The organism is Streptomyces sp. NPDC056231, from assembly GCF_048270745.1.
In the GTDB taxonomy this organism is placed as follows: Bacteria; Actinomycetota; Actinomycetes; order Streptomycetales; family Streptomycetaceae; genus Streptomyces.
Genome location: NZ_JBLVKW010000119.1, coordinates 1 through 15,702, shown reverse-complemented (window position 1 = coordinate 15,702; position 15,702 = coordinate 1). Strand labels below are relative to the sequence as shown.

The 15,702-nt window shown below is 69.0% G+C and carries 12 protein-coding genes and 2 pseudogenes; 7 read left to right on the top strand and 7 right to left on the bottom strand.

Going from position 1 to position 15,702, the window contains the following annotated elements:
• The 5 genes and pseudogenes from ACNPQM_RS40895 to ACNPQM_RS40875 form a co-directional block, all read right to left on the bottom strand.
• A partial coding sequence (locus ACNPQM_RS40895; RefSeq protein ID WP_418087949.1) for an IS110 family transposase occupies positions 1–730 on the bottom strand: 730 nt, incomplete at its 3' end.
• A gap of 1,547 nt (positions 731–2,277) precedes the next feature.
• Positions 2,278–3,186: a hypothetical protein gene (locus ACNPQM_RS40890; RefSeq protein WP_418087948.1), complete on the bottom strand. Its 909-nt coding sequence runs from the start codon at positions 3,184–3,186 to the stop codon at positions 2,278–2,280.
• Between the two features lie 481 nt (positions 3,187–3,667).
• Positions 3,668–3,739: pseudogene (locus ACNPQM_RS40885) on the bottom strand (hypothetical protein); the annotation flags it as partial.
• 1,126 nt (positions 3,740–4,865) lie between these two features.
• Entirely contained in the window at positions 4,866–5,510 is a 645-nt protein-coding gene (locus ACNPQM_RS40880; RefSeq protein WP_418087947.1) for a response regulator, read from the bottom strand.
• On the bottom strand, positions 5,498–6,754 hold the full coding sequence (locus tag ACNPQM_RS40875; protein ID WP_418087946.1) for a histidine kinase: 1,257 nt from the start codon (positions 6,752–6,754) through the stop codon (positions 5,498–5,500). Before ACNPQM_RS40875 ends, ACNPQM_RS40880 begins: the two co-directional genes overlap by 13 nt.
• A gap of 134 nt (positions 6,755–6,888) precedes the next feature.
• Here ACNPQM_RS40875 and ACNPQM_RS40870 point away from each other — a divergent pair, with 134 nt between their 5' ends.
• Together ACNPQM_RS40870 and ACNPQM_RS40865 are read left to right on the top strand one after the other, a co-directional pair.
• On the top strand, positions 6,889–7,365 hold the full coding sequence (locus ACNPQM_RS40870; protein WP_418087945.1) for a hypothetical protein: 477 nt from the start codon (positions 6,889–6,891) through the stop codon (positions 7,363–7,365).
• A 173-nt stretch (positions 7,366–7,538) separates the two neighbouring features.
• The gene (locus tag ACNPQM_RS40865) at positions 7,539–7,994 is read left to right on the top strand and encodes a hypothetical protein (RefSeq protein WP_418087944.1); all 456 of its coding nucleotides are present in this window, start codon (positions 7,539–7,541) and stop codon (positions 7,992–7,994) included.
• Positions 7,995–8,074: 80 nt separating this feature from the next.
• Here the strand turns inward: ACNPQM_RS40865 and ACNPQM_RS40860 are convergent, their stop codons facing one another.
• A complete protein-coding gene (locus ACNPQM_RS40860; protein ID WP_418087943.1) occupies positions 8,075–8,917 on the bottom strand; it encodes an IS5 family transposase in 843 nt (280 codons plus the stop codon).
• 164 nt (positions 8,918–9,081) lie between these two features.
• Here ACNPQM_RS40860 and ACNPQM_RS40855 point away from each other — a divergent pair, with 164 nt between their 5' ends.
• From ACNPQM_RS40855 to ACNPQM_RS40835, 5 genes and pseudogenes are all read left to right on the top strand, one after another.
• Positions 9,082–10,116, top strand: a complete 1,035-nt coding sequence (locus ACNPQM_RS40855; protein ID WP_418087942.1) for a PQQ-binding-like beta-propeller repeat protein — start codon at positions 9,082–9,084, stop codon at positions 10,114–10,116.
• Positions 10,117–10,555: 439 nt separating this feature from the next.
• On the top strand, positions 10,556–11,167 hold the full coding sequence (locus tag ACNPQM_RS40850) for an RNA polymerase sigma factor (protein ID WP_418087941.1): 612 nt from the start codon (positions 10,556–10,558) through the stop codon (positions 11,165–11,167).
• A complete protein-coding gene (locus ACNPQM_RS40845; protein ID WP_418087940.1) occupies positions 11,164–11,952 on the top strand; it encodes a hypothetical protein in 789 nt (262 codons plus the stop codon). The genes ACNPQM_RS40850 and ACNPQM_RS40845 overlap by 4 nt, the downstream gene beginning before the upstream one ends.
• A 463-nt stretch (positions 11,953–12,415) precedes the next feature.
• Positions 12,416–13,768, top strand: a complete 1,353-nt coding sequence (locus tag ACNPQM_RS40840; RefSeq protein WP_418087939.1) for a serine/threonine-protein kinase — start codon at positions 12,416–12,418, stop codon at positions 13,766–13,768.
• A 462-nt stretch (positions 13,769–14,230) separates the two neighbouring features.
• Positions 14,231–14,917: pseudogene (locus ACNPQM_RS40835) on the top strand (NAD(P)/FAD-dependent oxidoreductase); the annotation flags it as partial.
• 89 nt (positions 14,918–15,006) lie between these two features.
• Here ACNPQM_RS40835 and ACNPQM_RS40830 read toward each other — a convergent pair.
• Entirely contained in the window at positions 15,007–15,213 is a 207-nt protein-coding gene (locus ACNPQM_RS40830; protein WP_418087938.1) for a hypothetical protein, read from the bottom strand.
• Positions 15,214–15,702: the final 489 nt, after the last annotated feature.

Here is a 15,702-nt window from a genome sequence, read left to right as displayed (position 1 = left end):
CCTCGGCAGCTGCATCGGTCATCGGAACGACACGAGCATGCTTGTTGACCACGCCGCCGCACAGCGAAACTCCAAGATCCCCGACAGAGTCAAGCTCAGTGACCAGCTCGCGGGCAAGGTCTTTGCGGACCTTTTCGGCGTCGCCGGCGGGGCGGACCGTGCGCAGCAGCGCGGCGGCCTGGTCCGCCGACAGCTGAGGAGGGGCCCCGCCGGGCAGTAGATCACGCAGTACAGCGTGCAGCTGGTTGACGGTGCGGACCCGGCCCTGGGCGAGGTTGACGCGTCGCTCGTCGAGCAGGGCCAGGGCCGTGGTGTGGTCGTCCACGTTCACCTCGCGCCCGTCTCCGTGGATGTAGGCCGTGGCCGCGGCGGCAGCGTCGATCCGGTCGTTCTTGCGGCCACCGCCACGGGTGAGTTGACGGACGCGGCTGGTTGCCGAGGCGGGTACATCGATGACGCTCTCGCCGCGGGCGACGAGCCACTGGGCCAGGTGGCGGCCGAGCCCATTGGCGTTCTCGACCACCCACCTGCGCTGCGGCCAGCGGCGGCCCCAGGTCAAGAGACGCCGGTACTCCGCCAGGTTCGCCTCGATCCTCAGCGAGCCCGCCTGCTGATTCGAGGCAGGGTCGACGGCGGTAGCGGTGTGAGTGGATTTGTGTGGGTCAATGCCGAGCAGCATCACGAGAGTTCGTTCCTCACAGACGGACGGCAGGGCGTCCACGGCCGACACGCCGACTTCCGGAACCGCTGTCGGGACACGCCTCTGTTGAGTCAGACCGTGGCCGGACACCGGGTCGGCGGCACACCCCGAGCGAGCCAGCCCCGAGGGGCGGCAGGAACCTCACGAGCCATCCAACCCGGCGTCCTACGGAAACGCTACGAGCGGCCAACCCGACCGCGCTCCGCTACGGCCAATACAAGTCGGGAACCTCACCCCCGCCCCAGCCCGCCTCCCTGGAAACGATCGCGGGCAGCGCTGCGCTGAACGAAGTCCTGGCGTGTCTGCGCGCGCGGCGGCCGGTGTTCCACTCCGAGGCCGATCTCCAGCACAGCTTCGCCCTCGCGGTGGGCGAGGTCGCACGGGAGGTCAGGTGCCGTCTGGAGGTTCCGGTCCGTGGGAGCGACGCGTCGGAGTACCTGGACCTGTTGTGCCTGGGGCCGGCGGGCCGTACAGCCATCGAGTTCAAGTACGTGACCCGGCAGTGGGCGGGCACAGCAGGGACGCCTCCCGAGGAGTACGCCTTGCGCGGGCACAACGCGCCGGACGTCGCGCGTAGGGACTTCCTGAGGGACGTAGGAAGGCTGGAACGCTTTTGCGACCGTGAGGACCAGAATGGGCTGGCCCTGCTCATCACAATCGAGGCGTCCCTGTGGCGCCCCAGGCAGCGCAGGATGCCCACCAGGGACGAGGAGTTCCGCGTCCACGACGGCCGCGAGCTGAGCGGCACCTTGCTGTGGGCCGGCGGCTCCTTCCCGGACAACACCCGAGTTGCTGCGCGGCGCCTACACCCTTGCCTGGCGCCCGTAAATGCAACTGGAGGGACCGGGAGGCGAGTTCCGCTGCCTCGCGGTGTTCATCACTCCGAACCCAGCGCAGCCCCCGCCGCTACACGAGGCGTAACCAGCAGATGCTGGAGGTGCTTGGCCTGAGTGGTCGACGACCCTGCAGGAGCAGTTCAATCGCGGGGTTCTTCGCCGCACCCGCCCGCGCCCCTGAGTGATCGGCCTCGGCAACGAGGTGCTGTGAGCGGTGCTGACAAGGGGCCCATCAGGCGGCTGCACTGGCGGACGCGGTGACCGCGTGCGGCTTCTTCGCTGTCTCAAGCCCGGGTGAGGCCCTGTGGCGGCGTTTCCTGGAAGAAGGCCCGCAGGGGCTCGTCGATGGCGCGTTCGCGCCGCCTGGCTGGCTGGCTGGTGGGAGTCCTCGGCCCGGTTGTTCAGGCCCTTGTGTGAGCGGTGCTCGACCGAGCGCATCAGCTCGCGGTGGGCCACGCCGTAGAGGACATCGGCCGCTGGTTGGCGAGGCAAGTCCGGGACTGGGCACAGCTCAACGACGAACAGCAACACCGCCTCACAGAACTCGGCGTGAAGCCGTCTGCGTGGCCCTCTCGCGCCCGTACGCCGCGCACAGCAACAACCGGCGCAGCACGCAGCACGGAGGCCTTCCAGCGCGGCATCCAGGCCCTCACCCAGTACATCCAGCAGGAAGGAAGAACCGTCATCGAAAGGCAGCACGTCGAAGACATCTCATGTCGTGGGTGGGTCAAGCTGTGGGCTTCACCACGGGGTCGTCGTCTGACCTGATTCCGTAACGGCCCCCTCGACCTTCGGTGGCCAGTGCCGGAGCACCGCCTTCACCCCGTGCGCGGCCCTGGCGATCGGGGCGCCCACAGAAGGGCTGCTGTTGCGCTGCCGGAACGCCGTGTCCAGCTGCAGGACCGCGGCGGCCAGCACCTCCAGCTGTCGCAGCTGGGTGAGGATTTGGGCACGGGCGTGCTCGCTCCGACGAGCGGCGATCACCAGGGCGTGCCACTGCAGGGCGTCCAGCTTCAGCGCCAGATCCGACTTGTCGACGAAGTCGCCGCCGTCGATTGCGCGGGAGCGACGGATCGCCTCGCATCCCTGCAGCACCTGAACCGCCATCTCGCCCTCCGGGCTGTCCAGGTCCCGCTGGATCACGTAGCTGTGGTGCAGGCGGCGCAGCACCTCCGCCTGGGAGGTCATGCCGCGCACCACTGCCTTACCCCGGCTGGGCACGGCGTCGTTCCACAACGGCGCGTCCTCGAAGGGCTTGCCGCGCCCGAACCGGACCCGGTGTAGATGGTTCCACCGCTCGTAGGGCAGGTCTGGGTCGGTCATCACCGGGTCGTCCAGGCGCCGCGCATAGTCCGGCAGATACAGCTCCACCAGCTCGTCGAGCGCCGTCCCGGACTCGGAGACCGCGCTCTTCGCCGACGGTACGGTGTCCTGCACCTCGGGCTCGCTCCGGTGCGACGGGGAGTCCTCGACGGCTTCCCCGTCCAGGCGCGCCAGCACGTTGTTCGTCAGCACCCGGGCTGCCGCCGACAACTCCCGCGCCCGTACGGCATCCGGATGCTCGGCCGCCGCCTCCAATAGCTCCGCGGCCAACCGCCGCAATCCCCGGGTCAGCTTCTCGACCCGCGCGTCGACATTCCGCTCACTCATGTGTTCCCCCTGCGTACGGCTGAGGGCAGTGTGCCAGGGGGAGACACGGCATCCCACGCTTCCCCCCACGCCTGCCGCGTCCCGACCCCATGTGCGAAGTCCGCGGCTAGCGCGCAGCTTCCGGACGAATGCCTTGGCCGTGTTGTGAAAGATCACAGTGAGGCCGTGATTCCCTTCTTCGCCTTCGCGGGTCGACCAGCGGGTGATGCTCGCGATCTCAGGGAATTCGGCTTGCCCGATCACGGCGGCCAGCCACGCTTCAGGGTGGTCTCCGGGCGCCGGGGCCTCACCGGTGGGCGGCGGGGTGTCCTTCACGGCGACGTCGGCCTGGGCGTGCTTCTCACCCTCGGCGAGCTGTCCGATGATCTGCCACCGTGCCTCGCCGAAGGCGGTGACGATGACCAGCCCGTAGGGGTGCTGGCTGTCACCGGCCTCGGCCAGAGCCTGAACACGGGTGCCGCCAGGGGTGTCCTTGACCAGGTCAAGGACATAGTCCTTGAATCGGGCCGGTGTCCCGGGCCCAGCAGTCGTTGACCGGGTACTCGATGACCGTGACCCCGCTGCCGCACTGTTCGCGCGCCTGCGCGGCCTTGCCCGGTTTCGGCGACCATGATCACCGGCTCGAAGTGGGCGATGGCCCGGGCGATGCCGGCCACCTCGGCCTGGACGTCGGCGAGCAGCCCGCCCCGTGTGTGGCAGGTCCATGACATTGCTCCTTCAGTGGGATTTCCCTTGCGGATAGGGCCGGACGACCCTGTCGAATGGCCGATTGCGGATGTGTAGATGACGGATGCGGAGAATGGGGGGATCAGGGGTGCTCGGTGGCGAGCGCGTTGTCTGCGCTGCTGCCCACTGCGCTCATGCTCTGGAGCACACCCGCTGCACGCGACAGCTCTGACCATCCATGCGGTCACCGGGGCAGACATCAGCCGGCTCGCGCTGATCCGCGGTATCGACATCGACGAAACAGCGACCACCGTCAAAATCCACGACAGCACAGCCCACCGCCGATGCCGGCTATACCCACTCCCCACCTGGACACGCCGCCTCGTACGCGCCGCCGGCATTCACGGACAGCTCAAGGACCGCGCCCCGGACAGCCCGCTATTCCCCCTCATCACAGTCCAGGACGCCGAACAACTCCGCCTCACCGCAACAGGAATCCGCTACAACCTGAAGCCCGCACCGTAGAAAGCGACACCGGCCGCCCCATCCCCAACTCCCAGCACCCGACTCCTGCCAACACAGGCCCTGACCAGCAGCAACACACCCATGCTGTACCGACCGGCAACAAACCGACCCGCATCATCACCAAAAAAGTCAGCACCAAATCGGCAACCGTGTCACCACCCGAATCCACTCACCGCGACCATCTGAACAGCACAGCTACCGCAGCTACCGCACTGACATCACGATGCCGAACCACCACCGCCAAAAAATCGCAGATCATCAGATCCCTCATGGAGGCTCTCCCGCCCGGGAGCGGGGTGACGGTGGAAGGAGATTATTGGAGCATAGGTCCTCTGTTCGGACACCGGTGGTTACAAGACAGGAAGTTGGCGATATTGGGCACGGAGTCCCGGGACGCGCCGGCACCGCCTCGGACGCCCGGATGTCATGCCGGAGAAAGGCCGGAAAGGCCCAAGTGGAAGGGATGCGGTCCGCAGGGTGGGCCGGGATCAGGCCACGCCGAGGAAGCTCAGTACGGCGAGCACCCGGCGGTGGTCGGCGTCCGCCTTCGGCAGGTCGAGCTTGGCGAAGATGTTGTTGATGTGCTTGGCCACCGCGCTCTCGCTGACCACGAGTTGCTCGGCTATGCCGGCGTTGGACCGGCCGCCCGCCATCAGTTCCAGGACCTCGCGTTCCCGCGGGGTGAGCCGGTCCAGCGGACCGCTGTGGCGACGTACCAGAAGCTGCGAGACGACCTGCGGGTCCAGCGCCGTTCCGCCGGCGGCGACCCGGCGCAGCGCCTCGGCGAACTCCTCCACGTCCGCGACCCGTTGCTTGAGCAGGTAGCCGATCCTTGAGGTGTTGGCGGACAGCAGATCGGCCGCGTACCGCTCCTCCACATACTGCGAGAGCAGCAACACCGCGGTCTTTGGCCACTGCTGCCTGATGACCAGTGCGGCACGCACGCCCTCGTCCGTGAAACCGGGGGGCATACGGACGTCGACCACGGCGATGTCCGGCCGGTGCTCCTCCACCGCGGCCAACAGCGCCTCGCCGTCGCCCACTTCGGCGACGACCTCGAACCCGGCCATCTCGAGGACCTTGACCACCCCGACCCTGAGCAGTACGGAATCCTCGGCGATCACGGCACGCACGGCAGCTCCACGGTGATGATGGTCGGCCCCCCGACGGGGCTGTCGACCGACAGCGTGCCATCGACCGAGGCGACCCGCTTGGCCAGCCCTGCCAGCCCGGTACCACCGGTGGGTTCCGCGCCGCCCACGCCGTCGTCGCTGATGACGACCAGCAGCGTCTTCCCGAAGCGCTCCACGGACACCTCGGCCCCGGACGCCTCGGCGTGCTTCACCACGTTCGTCAGTGCTTCGGAGACGACGAAGTAGGCGACCGCCTCGATCGTGGGAGACGGACGTGACGGCACGTCCACCTTCACCCGTACCGGGATGGGTGCTCGGGCGGCGATGCCGGACAGCGCGGCGTCCAGGCCGCGGTCCTCCAGAACGGCCGGGTGCAGTCCGCGCACCAGGCCGCTCAGCTCCTCTATCGCGTCCTTCGCCTCCCGGTGCGCCTCATCGATCACCTGGCGGGCGTCCTCGGGCAGGTCCTGGAGCGTGGCCTTGGCCAGGCCGAGGTTGACCGCCAGGGAGACCAGCCGCTGCTGAGCGCCGTCATGCAGGTCCCGTTCGATCCGCCGCCGTTCGGCGTCGACCGCGTCCACCAGGCCCGTCCGGCTCTCGGTCAGGTCCTCGACCCGGCGGGCCAACTGCTCCTCGCGGCTGGGCCCGAGCAGGACGGTGGCGGTGCGGGTGTCGAGCCGGGAGAGGGCGTCGGTCGACAACCGCGCGATGTGGAGCAGGGCGAGCCCCGCCGCGGTGACGTACGCCGCCCAGGTGTAGTAGCCGGGATGGTCGACGCGCCAGTCCAGCGGCACCAGCCAGATCCACAGGTAGATCGAGGTGGCGGTGACGGCCACGACCCATGCCAGGAGGGTGAAGGACCCCGCGAGAGCGAGCAGCGGCCCGTCCAGCAGGTGGTACCTGAGCTGCCGGTGCCCCGCCCGGGACCGCAGCCACTCCGGCAGCCGGGGCCGCTGTCCCGCGTAAGGCGAGGGGATGGCCACGTCGAGCCGGGTGCGGAAGCGGCCGCGCTGCACCTCGGTCAGCAACGGCCCGGCGAGCACGATGGCCGTGAACGCGACGAACACCGCGACGGGCAGTTGGCCCGCCGGGTCGAGGACCGGGACAAAGAGCAGCCACAGCAGGGACACGACGAAGAGGACGCCGAGCTGGACGAGGACGCCCGTGACGAGGAACGAGACCGGTCGTCCGGCTCCCTGGAACGGGAACAGAAGTAGGCGCCGCAGGCGGGCGGTTGTGTGCATGGGGAAACGGTAGGGTGTCCGGGCCGGGGGCGGGCCATGGCAAGAGCATCCGCCTCGGGGTGTAGCTAGTGCCACCCCCACAACGGACATTCGCGTTACTGACCATGAGCGCCGGGCGGACGAGGCTTGAGGCCGTGAAGGAGCACCGGGAACGCGAGGAGAACGATCCGATGAGCACGCTGAGCGTCTGCCGACTTCAGGACGAGGCCCGCGGCTCGACCGGCCTGCGCATCCGCCGCCGGTACCGCCTGGAACACGTCCTGGTCGGCTGCGGGCTGGCCCTGCTGCCGTGGCTGGTCGTGCTGGCCAACGGGCTGCCGGGGACCGCCATCGCCTCGAACTGGTGCACCGCCTGGATCGGCCTGGACGCCTTGGAGGCGCTGGGACTGATCGCCACGGGGCTGCTGGCCGTACGCGGCCACCACCTGCACGCCCTGACGGCCACCGCCACCGCGACGCTGCTGGTGGTCGACGCCTGGTTCGACACGATGACCGCGGCACCGGGCGCGGATCAGGTCTCGGCGATAGCGATGGCGCTCGGCGCGGAACTGCCACTGGCGGTGGTGTGCGTCGTGCTGGCGGTACGAGGGGCTGCCCGCCAGACAGCCTGACCCTCGCTCCCGGCCCCGCCTCCTTCCCGCACGCCACCGGCGGCCGGGTCGCCTGCGAACCCGTCGGCCTTCGCCGCGGTGGTGGCCCACCGGCCGGAATGCGTCCCCGAATGTCCGGATCGCCTCCGTGGTGGGGGAGTTGACCGGATCGGACCTGGCATACGCTGCCGCTCATGACCAGCGAGATCCCCGTGCGCGGGGGCAGGAAAGGGCAGCAGCACCGGGCGACCCCGGACAACTTGCGCTCCTACACGGTGTCGCCGGCGTCGCCGGTGACGGTGACGGTGACCCGGGCCGACGGGTCGGTGGAGACCCGGGCGGCGAAGACGGCGCGGAAAGCGACCCCGGCGCCGCAGCGGCGGGGCCCGGCGGTGTGCGCGATGTGCGGCGACCCGATCGAGGGCAAGGTGTGGGTCAGCCGGGAGCAGGGCCCCAGCCGGGGTAAGCCGGTTCACCCTGCCTGCGAGAAGAGGGCGCAGTCGGTCCCGGCGGCCCGCCGGGAGGCCAAGCAGAAGGAACGGGCGGCCAAGCCGAAACGGCTGTCGCTGGTGGAAGAGAACCGGCGGCTGTTCGCAGAGCAAGACCGCATCCGTGAACTGCGGCGCAAGCAGAACCAGCCGAAGAAGTAGCCCGGCAGCACAGGGGCCCTGGACGATCGACCATAGGCCAGCCCGTGAAGGCTAAGTGGCCGCGCAGATTAGGAGTGCGGTCATGGTCGGCGGTTCGGGCGTTCGTCCCAGCGGTGGGTAGTCCATGCCTGTCGGATCAGGCTGCGCACGGTAATGATGGTGTCGGCGAGGTCGAAGAAGGCGTCGATGATGGTGGCGCGGTGTTCGTAGCAGCGGGCGAGCCGGTGGAAGGCGTTCTGCCAGGCGTGGGTGCGTTCGACGTGCCAACGTCGGCCGGCCTGGATCGGTGCTTTCTCACCCTTGTGTGCAATGCAGCCGCGCAGGCCGCGTTCGCCGAGGAGGGCGCGGGTCTTGTCCGAGTCGTAGTCGGCGTCCAGGTGCACGGTGATGTCGTCGGGCAACGGGCCGAGGTCGTCCAGGCGGTCCAGGGTTGGGGCAAGCAGCGGGGAGTCGTGGCGGTTGGCGCCGGCCAGGACTCGGTCCAGCGGAATGCCATAGCCATCCGTCATGCCCGAGCGTTTCATGCCCTGTTTGCCGCGGTCGACCGGTGAGCGTCCGGCGGCGTCGCCGCCTCCGGGAGCCTTGGTGATGGAGCCGTCGACGGCGATCTGATCGAGGATGAGGCCGACGATCCGGTCGTAGGACTCCAGTGCGATCTGTTTGAGCCGGGCGAAGATACCGAGCCGGATCCACTCGTCGCGGCGGTTGCGGATTGTGGTGGCCGAGCACGTCGTGTCGGCGATCGCTTCGTAGGAACAGCCGAAGCGCAGCAGTTGCAGGAGCTTGTCGAAGATGATCCGGTCGCTGATCCGCGGGCGGTGGCAGCCCAGCGGATGGTCCGGGTGGTACAGCGGCCGCTCAGGCATCAGGGCCGTGAATTGGTCCCAGAGCGGTTGGGTCAGCCATGCTGGCAGGGCTGGCACAGGTCCCCCAGAGCGATCACAGAGCGTCGCAACTCCACGGTCACCAGGCCTTGTGCCTGCGTTGCTGCGAGGTGTATTGGCCATCGTGGGGGCCTAGCGTGACAGCTTGGGTATCCTCACGATCCGCGTTTGATCGCATCGGAGCCGTTCGGGGGGGGGCAGGGATGTACGAGGACAGCGCGCCGGAAACCGCCTGGGGGCGCAATCGGCGGCTAAGGGCTTTACGCCCCGTATGGAAATCCGACAAGGACAGCAGCCGCGGCGATACCTACGAGGATGAACCGCTGGGCGGCTGGCTGATCGGTGAACTCGTCGTACGTGCCGACTTCGACCGGCTGCGGGCGTACGACATCGGTACAGGCACTGTCCGTTGGACCTGGCCCGTGCCGGGCCGCGACGTGCTCGTGGCTGCCTCCCCGAACGCCGATGACGGCATCGCCCTGGTGCTTCATCACGACGAGGCGTCATCCAGCAGAGACCGGTCAACAGTTACGGCCGTCGACCTCTCCACGGGCAAGCAAGCGTGGTCCAGGAACCATCACGGCAGGGGCCTCGACTACTTCCACTCATCCACTCCGCACACCACTTTGAGTGGTCGGCGCATCGCCTCGATCAGCGAAAAGTACGTCGAGTCGGTCAACCCCGAGGACGGTGCCGCGCTCTGGCGCAGCCCGCTGCCGCGCAAAGCCAGGAATGGCGATGTGTGGATCATGTGTGCCGACCCACTGGTCGTCGCGAGTACAGAGCGCGGCAGACGTGGTGAACGACGGATCTTCGTCTTCGACGACAGCGGAAACGTGACGGCGTCGCTCTCCCTTCCCCCTGCATACAGAGGGGTCGCGCTGCCTGCGGCTGTCGTGAACGGGGTGCTCGTGACCAGACTGGTCCACCTGGACGACTCATCCGACGACCCTGCTCGGATCGGCGGCTTCGATCTGTCCACGGGCAAGCTCCGCTGGGAGCGGCGCCCCGGCGGGCTCAGCATTCAGAGCTTGCTGCCGCATCGCGGCCTACTTCTGGTACTTCACTCATTCGGCGGCAAGATCACTGCGCTCGATGCCCGCGACGGCCGTGTCATCGCCCGCCGCCGGTTGCGCGGCTACGGAGGTTTCGGGCTACTCCGCGTGGCTGGTGCCCGGTTCGCTGTGATCGGCCGCAGCGGCAGCCGCTCCCCCATGCGGGTCTTCCACTGGCGCTGAGGTCAGGCCAGCCCACCAGGGAGGCGCATTCAGGCTCTCAGCACCGGATCGATCAGACCTGAGGACAGGGCAGGCACAAGGCCCCAGGGTGATCACCGAGCGTTACCACTCCACGCTTGTCAAACCCAGTGCCTGCGCCGCCGCCGGCTGTCCCGAACGCGCCTATCTGCGCGACCTCTAAGTGACCCGCAATGAGGGTCACAGGGCCCGCCCGCTAGGGGGAGGTACGCGGGCTCCGGGGTGCAGGGACAGGCTCGTTTCCCCCCGTGACGGGTCTGCCTGCCCCTGCACGCGTCGTCGGCAGCAGGGCGGAGCGAAGGACAACATCCCACTCGCATGATCGGTGTCCGTGATGTGGAGTGGCCACCGAGTATTTGGGACGCCGATGCGACCTGTCGTACGCTCCCGGGGCGTTGGTTGGCCGGTGGGGGGACGGATCGTGGGACGAGGAGGGCACGCTCAGCGCGTTTCGGCCGATGATCCCGCGCTGAGTACGGCGGTCGTTCGGGCCCAGGACGGTGACGAGGCCGCCTTCGTCGTGCTGTACCGGCTGGTCCAACCGGGTCTGCTCAGCTACCTGCGCGGGATCGCGGGCGAGGACGCCGAGGACATCGCCGCCGCTGCCTGGCGGGAGATCGCATGCGAGCTACCACGCTTTCGCGGCGACGGGCACGAATTCCGCGGTTGGACGGCGAGTATCGCCCGGCGGCATGCGCGGGGCCACTTCCGGCTTCACGGGGCAGCGCCCGGTTCTCCGGGAAGCCCCTGGACGCCGCCGACCGTGGACAACATCGCCCACACCCTGCGCGGAGCAACGCTGTCCGCCGAGACGGCCCAGGCTCTGGTCGCCCGGCTGCCCCACGCCCAAGCCGAGGCGGTCCTTCTGCGCCATGCCGTACGCCTGGACGAACGTGCAGCCGCCCAAGTGATGGGCAGACCCCGCCCTGTCGTACGGATGCTGGCCCGCCGCGGTTTGAGGAGCCTTGCCCGTCTACTCCGCCCTGACGATCTGACACCTCATGTGCCACGGACCCTGGGGGAACCGAGATGAGCACCGATCGAAACGGGGATGAGCGGTTGAGCGGCGAGGCCCGTCGGCGCGACGCCATCCCGCCCCCTGGAACACCTCAGGACGTCGGCCCCGCGAACGACCTTGACGACCCGTTCACCCCCGAAAGGACGGCCGAACGGATCAGTGCGGCCCTGCGGCAGCAGCCCGTGGACGACACTGCGGAGCAGGCCGCCATCGCCGCATTCCAAAGCGCGCGCAAGGCGCGCGATCGGACCCTGAGCACCCGGCGCCGCGACGACTGGCGCCCGAGGCCCCAGAAGCACCGCTGGGCGCGCGGCGGAGCGGTCGCCCTCGTGACGAGCTCCCTGCTGGGCGGCATCGCCTTCGCCTCCATCGGCGTTGTGGACACGCGGCAGCACGACACTCCCAAGACCGGCACCAGCCACAGCAATCCGCCGGCACACACGCCCCGCGAACAGAGCTCTCCTTCCTCCGGGCCCAGCACTGCACCGACCACCACCTCCGGGCCCAGCACGGCACCGACCACCACCTCCCGACACCCCGGAACGACGAAGGACGTCGAGGCGCACTGCCGTGCCTACGAGAGGGTCAAGAACCGTGGACACGCCCTGGACGCCACGGCATGGCAGCGTCTCATCCGTGCTGCAGGCGGCAAACAGCACGTGGCGACCTACTGCGCCCAGTTGACGGGCTCAGCAGACACGGCCACCTCGTCGCCGACGAAGGCGAACAAGACCGGGAAAGGCCACGGCATGCCGAGCGCCAAAGCCAAGCCGTCGAAGGGCCGCTCCAGCCAGCCCTAGACAGCGTCCGACCCGACTCGCGAGGTACGGCCGTCGGTTCAGCGGCGTGGCAGTCGTTGGAGTGACACGGTGGCATCGGCGCACACCCACGCGGGGCAGGGTCCGCTTCGGGTAGGCGGCGAGCTGCCCTGCCGCTCTTCCCCCACCAGCTGGTTTGTGACGCCCGGCTGAACGGACCGGCGGTCCCACGGCCGCGGCGCCGCACTGTAGTCCCAGGTGTGCCCCGGCCCACCCACTCGACAAGAGCCCGCCTCCATCAAGGCCAGGCTCCGAAAGCCCACCCTCAGCTTCCGTCCCACCGCAACCTCGCCGGCCTGTGCTCACCCTCGGCGGCTCGCCAGGTCCCTCCCGCCACGGCCGGTAGGCTGGGGCGGCTGCGCAACCCTCACCGTCACCCGAGCCCACGTGGTGAGTGACAGCCAGCGGCGGTCGAGACGTCTCACGGCATGAGGATGAAACACAGGTGCTGATAGCGGGCCGGTACCGGCTGCACGATCCGATCGGACGCGGCGCGATGGGAGAGGTCTGGCGAGCCTTCGACGAGACCCTCGGCAGACCAGTGGCCGTCAAACTCCTGCTCCCCCAGGACACGGACCCCACGGCCGCCTCACGCTTCCGCCTGGAGGCACAGACCGCGGGGAGACTCAACCACCCCCATGTGGTGGGCGTCTTCGACTTCGGCGAGCACGAGGACCGTCTCTTCCTGGTAATGGAGCTGGTCGAGGGCGACAGCCTCGCCCGGCACCTCACCACCGCCGGCCCGTTGCCCGCCGAGCAGGTGGCGCGGATCGCCGCGCAGGCCGCCGCCGGGCTCGCCGCCGCCCACCAGCAAGGCATCGTGCACCGCGACATCAAGCCCGCCAACCTCCTACTGGACGCCGACGGCACGCTCAAGATCGGTGATTTCGGCATCGCCCGTTTCGTCGACGATCCGGCCGCCGCCCTCACCACGACGGGACAGATCGTCGGCACGAGCCTCTACCTCGCCCCCGAGCGTGCCCTCGGCCGGCCCGCCGGTCCGGCCTGCGACGTGTACGCCCTGGGCTGTATGCTCTACCAGCTCCTCACCGGCCGCCCGCCGTTCCAGGCCGACACCGCTGTCGCGATCCTCCACCAGCACCTGGACGCCTCCCCCGTGCCGCCCCGGCAGCTGGGCGCGGACATTCCGGCCGCCTTCGAGAACTATCTCCTCGCTCTCCTCGCCAAGCAGCCGCAGGACCGGCCCACCGCGCAGCAGGTCGCTGACTGGTTCGCCACCGGCGCCTGGCAGGGCCGACCCGAGCCGATGCCCGCCCCCGCCCCCGCCCCTGCCCCTGCCCCTGCCCCTGCCCCTGCCCCTGCCCCTGCCCCTGCGACGGAGACCGCATCCACGCTGTCACCAGGACACGGCGCCCCCTCCAGACGGCTGCCGCACACCACTGCGGCCGGCCCCGCGACCACCTACGCCTTGCCCTCCTCCGCCGGGCACACGCGTCGAGCAGGTGGCCCTCGGCGACGGGTCGGCCCGGGGATCCGCGGACTCGTGGCGCACCGGCCGAGGGTCGCGGGCGTGGCCGCCGGGGTGGTGACCTTCTTGGCCGCGATGCTCACCGGGATCCTGTGGTTCTCGCCGGGCCGCAGTTCGGCAGAGGCCCCGCAAACCGAAACGCCCGGCACCACGAACCCCACGACGACTCAGGAGCCGACCGGCTCCCCGTCCGACCCTTCATCCACCGCATCGCTGCCGACCAGCACCGCAGACCGTCCGGAACGGAAAACCGAGCAAGAGCAGAAGGGGAACAAGCAAGGAAAGCACAAGAAGGACGAGGACGACTGAGCGACCGGCAGCGGAAACATCTGGCCGGCTGGACCTGGGCCGGCCTCCGCTCGCGGACATCCGGTTCCCGCACTTCCCCATCCAGCCCGGAACCGGCAGAGCTCCGGTGCTGCGAGAGGTCGGCGCCCAGAATGACTGATTAACCGTTCATCAGCCTGTGGGTATGGAGCGGACAGTGTCCCCGGGCCCCACCTGCTCGCCGCCCCGAGGGACTTCACTTGCTGTGGCTTCTGATCGAAGGGGGAGACAGAAGCCATCACGCTCGCCACGTCAGCAGGGGGTCGAGTCCCGTCAGGTGGGCGTTGCTTTGAGTGCGACCAGGCAGGCAACTGCGGAAGGGATCGCAAGCGCGAGGAACAAGTGGGGGTATCCGCCGAGCGGCCCGGCCACGGCGGCGCCCAAAAACGGGGCGAGTGCGGAGGCAGTGGTCGCAGGTACAGCAAGAAGTCCTGACAGGCGGCCGTAGTGGGTGGTTCCCCAGCGGTCGGTGATAGCGGTGGCTTGCAGCAGGAGAGGAGCGGCGGCCACGAGGCCGTGACCACGGGCAGCAGCCTCTCCGGACGCGGGGTGTCCTGGTGCGCCACCTGCGACGGCTTCTTCTTCCGCGACCGTGACATCGTCGTGGTCGGCGGCGGCGACACCGCCATGGAAGAAGCCACCTTCCTCACCCGCTTCGCCAAGTCCGTGACCGTCGTCCACCGCCGCTCCGCCCTGCGCGCCTCCAAGGTCATGCAGAACCGGGCCTTCGCCGACGACAAGATCTCCTTCGCCTTCGACACCGAGGTCGCCGAACTCAAGCAGGACGGTCCCATGCTCAGCGGCGTCGTACTGCGGGACGTCTTCACCGGCGCCACCCGCGAACTCGCCGCCACCGGCCTGTTCATCGCGATCGGCCACGACCCATGCACCGAGCTCTTCCGCGGCCAGCTCGACCTGGACGAATCTGGCTACCTCAAAGTCGCCTCGCCCACCACCCGGACGAACCTCGCCGGCGTCTTCGGCGCGGGCGACGTCGTCGACCACACCTACCGCCAGGCCATCACCGCCGCCGGCAGCGGCGCATCAGCAGCACTCGATGCCGAACGCTACCTCGCCGCACTCAACGCCGGTGAACCAGCGGACGAACCAGAAGCCGCACTCACAGCCTGAACCCGCGCGCTGAGGGGCCCGCCCTGCCTGACGAGCCCCTCAGTCACCGGAACGCCTCGAGCGCCCGCTTCTCGGCAAAGGGGCCGGCTTCATGGCCACCAGAATGCGATGCTCGGGACGAGGCCGGTCAGGACCGGCCTCGAGGGCAGTTCTTCGTAATGATGGATGGCCAGAAGCGCCTCGGCATACACCCGGGTTTCACGGCGCTTGGTGTGCTGATTCGACCAGTATCCGATCAGCGCCACGACGGCGGTGACGACGCCGACCACAAGGGTTATTCGGCTCCCGGCATCCATGGGCTCACGTTCTCACTCGGGTGAGTGCTGGCGGCCGATGCGAGGGGAGTCAGCTCCCGCTGGTGAACCGGCGTCGGGCTTCGCCAAGCTGGAAACGAAGCTCGGAACCAGCACGCGGATACGGCGTTCGGGGATGTCGCCCGCCAGGGCCTGGACAGCGAGTTCGGTGCCGGGTGTGGCAGCTGCGCCGAAGAGTTGACGGAGTAGATGCAGTCCTTCGGCAGCGACGGCGCCGACCCGCGAGTCCTGTTCAAGAAGCCCTTCCGCTATGCTCCGGCATCCGTTGATCACCTGAAGGAGACCTGCCGGGATGGCAGTTCGACCGGACCTCGCGCTATCTGGGAATGCCTTCTGAGGCCACGTCAGCCGACTGTGTCGTAGCAGGCCCGGGCCCGGGTGAAACGGCCAGCGGCCAGGTCGTCCCGGCGAATCACCCAGTGGACCCTGCCCAGAAGATCACCGTCGTCCGCCCCGATCTCCGCGAGCAGC

Excerpts from the sequence above, each read along its gene's own strand:
- ACNPQM_RS40890 (WP_418087948.1), bottom strand. The coding sequence starts at position 3,186 with ATGAGTGAGCGGAATGTCGACGCGCGGGTCGAGAAGCTGACCCGGGGA.
- ACNPQM_RS40875 (WP_418087946.1), bottom strand. The coding sequence starts at position 6,754 with ATGCACACAACCGCCCGCCTGCGGCGCCTACTTCTGTTCCCGTTCCAG.
- ACNPQM_RS40865 (WP_418087944.1), top strand. The coding sequence starts at position 7,539 with ATGACCAGCGAGATCCCCGTGCGCGGGGGCAGGAAAGGGCAGCAGCAC.
- ACNPQM_RS40855 (WP_418087942.1), top strand. The coding sequence starts at position 9,082 with ATGTACGAGGACAGCGCGCCGGAAACCGCCTGGGGGCGCAATCGGCGG.
- ACNPQM_RS40845 (WP_418087940.1), top strand. The coding sequence starts at position 11,164 with ATGAGCACCGATCGAAACGGGGATGAGCGGTTGAGCGGCGAGGCCCGT.
- ACNPQM_RS40830 (WP_418087938.1), bottom strand. The coding sequence starts at position 15,213 with ATGGATGCCGGGAGCCGAATAACCCTTGTGGTCGGCGTCGTCACCGCC.